Annotated in this window: 5 protein-coding genes and 1 pseudogene; 2 read left to right on the plus strand and 4 right to left on the minus strand. The window is 73.1% G+C overall.

The window, feature by feature from the left end; translation table 11 throughout:
• Together EES43_RS17315 and EES43_RS17320 are read left to right on the plus strand one after the other, a co-directional pair.
• Nucleotides 1-412 (plus strand): hypothetical protein (locus tag EES43_RS17315; RefSeq protein WP_164493193.1); only part of this gene is annotated, 412 nt, incomplete at its 5' end.
• A gap of 177 nt (nucleotides 413-589) precedes the next feature.
• Complete coding sequence (locus tag EES43_RS17320; RefSeq protein ID WP_124269550.1) at nucleotides 590-2,746, plus strand: SpoIIE family protein phosphatase; 2,157 nt, start codon at nucleotides 590-592, stop codon at nucleotides 2,744-2,746.
• Between the two features lie 112 nt (nucleotides 2,747-2,858).
• Here the strand turns inward: EES43_RS17320 and EES43_RS17325 are convergent, their stop codons facing one another.
• The 4 genes and pseudogenes from EES43_RS17325 to EES43_RS17340 all read right to left on the minus strand — a co-directional run.
• Nucleotides 2,859-4,421: an MFS transporter gene (locus EES43_RS17325; RefSeq protein WP_124269551.1), complete on the minus strand. Its 1,563-nt coding sequence runs from the start codon at nucleotides 4,419-4,421 to the stop codon at nucleotides 2,859-2,861.
• 338 nt (nucleotides 4,422-4,759) lie between these two features.
• Entirely contained in the window at nucleotides 4,760-5,572 is an 813-nt protein-coding gene (locus tag EES43_RS17330) for an HAD family hydrolase (protein WP_124269552.1), read from the minus strand.
• Between the two features lie 72 nt (nucleotides 5,573-5,644).
• The gene (locus tag EES43_RS17335) at nucleotides 5,645-6,121 is read right to left on the minus strand and encodes a hypothetical protein (RefSeq protein WP_124269553.1); all 477 of its coding nucleotides are present in this window, start codon (nucleotides 6,119-6,121) and stop codon (nucleotides 5,645-5,647) included.
• A 111-nt stretch (nucleotides 6,122-6,232) separates the two neighbouring features.
• Nucleotides 6,233-6,424: pseudogene (locus tag EES43_RS17340) on the minus strand (XRE family transcriptional regulator); the annotation flags it as partial.
• Between the last annotated feature and the right edge of the window lie 46 nt (nucleotides 6,425-6,470).

Below are 6,470 nucleotides of genomic sequence, written 5' to 3' on the forward strand. Positions count from 1 at the left end.
CCTCTCCACCACGAAGAGGACCGCGAACACCGTCAGGGCGGAGCTGAACGTCTCAAAGACCCAGCAGTCCCCCGAGGCCCGCGTGGAAAGCGGCGACGCGACCGAAACCGTCCAGGGAACCGCACGAACCGGAATCTCTCTCACGAAGGGCTTCGCCGACACCGCGAACGGCGCCTACCACCACCACAACGGTGAGAAGCCCGAAGCCGCACTCCTCACCCGCTACATGACAACGGCCACGCTGGCGTCCCTGCCGCTCAAGAAGCCGTACGGAGGCGAGTTCAGCACGCAGAACGGCGGGACGGTCGCGAGTCTCAACCACACGGTGAACCTCGACGGCACGCCGAACGTGCAGACGCAGCTGGTGAACGAGGAAGGCACCTACGTCGTGGTGCCCAACCTCGCGACCTGACTGGCCACCGGCCCGGTGCGAGCACGGCGCTCTCCCCGGCCCGGCCCGCGCGCCGTTGACACTCCCGCCGCGTTCACACGCCTGCCGCCCACCGGTGGCCGGGCCCCCGGGCGCGGGTGATGCTGGTCGGCACATGTCGGCGCACCGGTGCGCCGGAGCCGGAGGGTGGGTGGAGCCGTGTCGGACGCCGAGTCTCCTGCCTCGGCCGGGACCCCGTCGGGGGACCTGGACGAAGCCCTCCTGAGCACGCTCTTCTCCCAGTCGGCCGTCGGGCTCGTCGTCCTCGATCCGCAGCTGCGACTGGTACGGGCCAGCCCCGCGGTCGCGGGTGAGCCCGGCGGTGAGCTGATCGGCCGCCGCTTCACCGACGTCCTGCGCGTGGAGCACCCCGACGACGCCGAGCACCTGCTCAAGCGGGTGCTGGCCGGCGAGGGGCCGGTGCGCGACCACCTCGTACGGTGCAGGCCGCGCACGGCCGCCCGGCACCGCAGCTACCTCCTCTCCGCCTTCCGCGTGGACGGGCCCGAAGCCCTGCCGCTGGGGCTGGTGACCGCGGTCGTCGACGTCACCGAGCAGGAGCGGGAACGGGCCCGCGAGGACTGCCTGACGGCCGTGCGCGAGGTCGTCGGCGGCTCGCTGGACGTGGCGGCCACCTGCCGCGAGTTCGTCGACGCCGTAGCGCCCGCCCTGGCGGACCTCGCCGTCGTCGAGGTGGTCGACGAGGTGCTGCGGGGCGCCGATCCGCCGGTGGGCCCGCTGCCGCCCGACGTGCCGGTGCGCCGCGCGGCGAGCCGCCGTTCCGGTGCGGCGCTGGGCGGGGACGAGGCCGCCGGCGGCGAGCGCGGCGGCGGCGCGGGCGGCGGCCGGACCCGTGCGGTCGGCGGGACCCGCCGCCTGCCTCCCCGTACGCCGTACGCGCTCGCCGTCTCCGACCTCCGGCCCCGCCGCGAACCGCTCGGCCCCGATACGCCGTGGCTGCACGCGGACCGGGCGGGCGCCCGGCTGGTCGCGGAGACCGGCGCCCACTCGCTGATCGTCGTGCCGCTCACCCTGCGGGGCGCGATCCTCGGGCTGGTCAGCCTCTACCGCTGCGGCGACCGTGAGCCCTTCGACGACGACGACCTCGAACTCGCCGTCACGGCGGTCACCCGCGCCGCCCTCGGCATCGACAACGCCCGCCGCTACGAGCGCGAGCACGTGGTCGCCGCGACCGTCCAGCGGCGGCTGCTCCCGCAGGGCGACCGGGGACAGGCGGCCGTGGAGACCGCGCACGTGCTGCTGCCCGGCCGGGACAGCGGCTGCTGGTTCGACACGATCGCGCTGTCCGGGGCCCGCACCGCGCTCGTCGTCGGCGGAGTCGCGGGCCAGGGCCTCCAGACGGCCGTCGCCATGGGCCAGCTGCGCACGGTCATCCAGGCGCTGTCCGGACTCGACCTGGAGCCGGAGGAGGTACTGGCCCGGCTCAAGGACACCGCCGACCGGCTCGCCCGCGAGCGCGCCGCCCTGCCGCCGGGCGACGCGTTGCAGAGCGAACCGCTGGACTCGGGCTGCGTCTACGGCATCTACGACCCGTTCACCCGCACCTGCACCATCGCGCGGGCCGGCCACCCCGCGCCCCTCGTCGTCGCGCCCGACGGAAGCGCCGTCGCCGTGGACGTACCGGAGGGGCCCGGCCTCTTCTCCGCCGACAGCGCCCCCTTCGCCACGGCCACGGTCACCCTCGACGAAGGCAGCGTCCTCGCCTTCTGCACGTCCTCGCTGCTGCCCGACGAGCGCGCCGCCACCCGCATCACCGACACCCTCGCCCGTACCGGCCGCAGTCTCCAGCAGCTCTGCGACGACATCGTGTACGAGCTGCCGGACGACACCCGCTCCAACGGCGCGGCCCTGCTCCTGGCCCGCACCGGCACGGTGTCCGAACACCGGGTCGTCACCTGGGACCTGGCCATGGACGCCACGGCTCCGGCCACCGCCCGGCTACTCGTACGCGACCGGCTCCAGGGCTGGGACCGCGACGAGGACACCATCGACGCGACGGAGCTGATCGTCAGCGAGCTGATCACCAACGCCGTCCACTACGGCCATCCGCCGCTGAGGCTGCGCCTGCTGCTGAACTCCACGCTCACCTGCGAGGTGCACGACGGCAGCACCGCCTCCCCGCACCTGCGGCACGCCCGGTACGCCGACGAGGGCGGCCGGGGCCTCTTCATCGTCTCCCGGCTCGCCGCGCACTGGGGCACCCGGCACGGCCCGCACGGCAAGGTGCTGTGGACCGAACAGGAACTCCCGGACCACGAGGGTTCCGAACGCTCCCGGTGGCCAGGCGGCTCCTGACGAGAGCTCAGGTGTCCCGCTTTCCCCCACCGGCGCCGGCTGCTCGTTCCGTGGTGCCGGGGCGTGCCGGGAGACTGCGCCCTCGCCGGTGGTGCCGCCTGCCCCGCGACCGCTACGACCCGTCCGTACCGGCTCCGGGAGCCGCCGAAGCGACCCGGCCGGGTGTCCGGGAGGCGGACGTGCTCCTGCCGAGCCGCAGGGCGGTGAACAGCGCGCCGCAGGCCAGCAGGGCGGCGCCGATGACGAGGGTCCAGTGGAACCCCCGGTCGAAGGCCGTGGCCGCGGCGTCGAGCAGGGCGCGGGCGGGGGCCGCCGGAAGGGTCTCGGCCAGCGCGCGGGCCTGGTCCATGCCGGCTTCGGCACGGGAAGACGTTCCGGCGGGCAGATCGACGGTGGCGGTGTAGACGGACCCCAGGACGCTGCCGAAGATCGCCATGCCGAACAGGGTGCCGATCTTGTAGGCGACCTCGTTCACGGAGGCGGCCATGCCCGCGCGATGGGCGGGGGCGCTGTCCATGATGGTGGCGGATGCCGCGGTCATGGTGAGGCCCATGCCGGCGCCGAGGAGGAGCAGACCGGGAACGACCCAGGCGGGCGGTGCGGTCTCGGGCAGGAGCGGCAGGACGCCCGGGGTCGTGGTGAGCACGAGGAGGGTGCCGGCGGCGCTGGTGGTCAGCCCGCTCAGGATGACGCGGCGGGCGCCGTGGCGGTGGGTGAGGGCGCCGCCCACGAGGCCGGTGGGCAGGCAGCCGACCGCGATGGCCGCGACCACGAGTCCGGTCTGCAGCGGGGTGCGGCCGTCGACGAGTTGGAGCCGTTGGGACAGGACGAGCTGGGCTCCGGTGGTGGCGAACAGCGCGAGGGCGGCGGCGACGAATCCGGCCTGGAGCCGAGGGTTGCGCAGCAGGGCGAGGTCCAGAAGAGGATGCTCCTGGCCCTTCTGGCGGCGCACGAAGAGGATGCCGGCGATGAGCGCGACGACGGCGGCCACGGCGACGTGGAGGAGGTTTCCGTCGGGGCGGACGCTCTCCTTGAGGGCGTAGACGAGGCCGACGAGCCCGGCCATCGCCATGAGGGAGGCGACCAGGTCCCAGGGTTTGTCACGCTGGACCGTGGTCCTGGGCGCGAGGACCAGGCCGGCGGCGAGCGCCAGGAGCACGATGGGCACGTTGATGAGGAAGACCGAGCCCCACCAGAAGTGCTCCAGGAGCACCCCGCCGAGAATCGGTCCGAGCGCCATGCCCAGTACGGAGGTGGTGGCCCAGATGCCGATGGCGATGCTGCGTTCGCGTTCGTCCTCGAAGGCGACGCGGACCAAGGAGAGCGTGGCGGGCATCAGGATGGCGGCGCCGACGCCGAGGAGGGCGCGGGCCGCGATGAGGACGGCCGGTGTCGGGGCGAACGCGGCGGCGAGCGAGGCGAGACCGAACACGATGAGCCCGGTCAGGAACATCCGCCGGTAGCCGATCTTGTCGCCGAGCGTTCCCGCGCCCAGGAGGAGACCCGCCATGACGAGCGGGTAGGAGTTGATGATCCACAGCATCGACGACGGATCGGCGCCGAGGTCGCCGGTCAGGACGGGGAGCGCGGTGTAGAGGATCGTGTTGTCCACCACGATCATGACGAGTCCCAGGGACACGGTCGCCAGCAGCCACCAACGGCGTGGGCCGCTCATCTGGAAATTCCTCTCTTCGGCCGGCCGACGGCCGGAAAGGACGCCATGACGGCGTCCACCGGGCCGGGGCCGTGGCAGGTCTGGTTGTCTCGGGCGCGGGTCAGGGACGGCTGGGCGCCATGCGGGGGTGCCTCGTGATGAGCACCACCAGAGGCACCCCCGAACGTTACTTACTGTACCATCCAGAAGGTGTAGTAACGGCCTGAGGGGGGCACGATCCGGGGCGGCGAATGGCGGCAGGCTGCTTCTGCGGGGCAGTCCCGCCCGGCTTCCGACCCCCGCCCCGGCTCATGGCCCGCCCCGGCTCATGGCCCCGGTCCGGCCCCACCGTGGCCCGCTCAGCCGAACAGCCGCTCCAGCACCACCGCGACGCCGTCCCGGGCGTTCGACAGGGTCACCTCGTCGGCCGCCGCCCGCAGTTCGGGATGCGCGTTGCCCATGGCCACCCGGTGTCCGGACCCGAGGAACATCGGCAGGTCGTTGGGCATGTCACCGAACGCCACGATGTGCTCCGCGCCGATTCCCAGCAGCTCGGCGGCGTGCGCGAGCCCGGTGCCCTTGTCCACTCCGCGTGGAGCCAGCTCGACCGTGCCGGGCCCAGCCATCGTGACCGACGCCAGATCGCCCACCGCCCCGCGCGCCGCAGCCGCCAGCTCGTCGTCGCCCAACTCCGGGTGCCGGACCAGGACCTTGATGACCGGCCGGGCCCACAGCGCGTCACGGGCGTCCACGACGAGGGCGGGCAGCGTCGGGTTCGGCATCCGGTAACCCGCCTCGATCAGGGTGATCCCGTCCGCACCGTCCTGGTCCACGGCGGCGAACACCGCGCCGACCTCGGCCTCGATCTTCCCGAGCGCGGCGTCGGCGGCCTTCCGGTCCAGGGTGACGGACCGCAGCAGCCGCCCGCCGCCGGTCTCCGCGTCGTACACCTGGGCGCCCTGCCCGCAGACGACGGGCCCGGTGTACGCCAGGTCGGCGAGCAGCGCCCGTACACCGGGGACGGACCGCCCGGTGACGATCAGGTGCCGGGCGCCGGCGGAAGCGGCGAGGGCGAGCGCGGCGCGGGAGCGGAGGCTCACGGTGTCGTCCGGGCGCAGCAGAGTGCCGTCCAGGTCGGTGGCGACGAGGGCATATGCGGGTGGCGTGGGCATGCGCCCCAGCCTAGAAGGGCCTGAACGGCGGCTTGCGCGACAGCGGAGGATCGGGTAGGCGGCGGTACACCGTCAGACGCCGGTCCGCCGTGCCGGGCACGGCAGTTCGGGAGCGGCGCGGTTCGGGGAACAGGTGATCAGAGCGACGGAGTGGAAGATCGTTCCTGCCAGGTAGTGGCCGAGGGACACGTCTCCGCCGTGCCCAAGCCGTTCGACCGCCGCTTCGACCAGGAGCGCCAGCCGAATCGCCTCGCGATCCTGTGCGGAGGCGAACCGGGGCGAGAACGCGGCGAGTTGCCGGCCCGGCCAGGTACCGGCTTCCCCGGGATCCTCCCAGGTGCCCCGGATCGTCGAGTGCGGCTTCATGAGCCAGTGCGCCGTCTGGATCGGCGGTACGTCGGAGGCCGGGAACGCGGCGACGGCTTGCCGATACCGATCGTGGACCTCCTTTTCGCTGGTCGCCGTCGGAGCTTGACCGGGCGGCCTGCGGACGCTCTCCTTGTCGAACGTCGCCTTCTCCCCGAGCCAGGCGTAACCGTGGTGGTGCACCGCTTGTCCGTTCCGTGGGTGGCGGACTGTGCGGCCCGCCCCGGGTGTGGGGCGGGCCGTCGGGTTCAGGTGGCTCAGGGATCAGGCGGAGAGGCCGAAGCGGACGGGGTCTTGCTGTTTCCGGCTGTAGCCGAGCCGACGCACCAGCCGCCAGGCTGTGACCTCCGTGGCCGCCTCTCTTGCGGCAGCCATGTACTCGACCTTGACCTCATCCGACACGCCTATGGCGGACAGGAGGCAGTCGACATCCGTGATGCTCGGGGCCATGTTCCCGGTCTCAATGAGCTTCTTCGAGTTGGCCACCGATCGGGTGATGGGCCGTGAAGCGCAACGAGCGAGGCCCCCGGGT

It is taken from the genome of Streptomyces sp. ADI96-02, assembly GCF_003846185.1.
GTDB lineage: Bacteria > Actinomycetota > Actinomycetes > Streptomycetales > Streptomycetaceae > Streptomyces.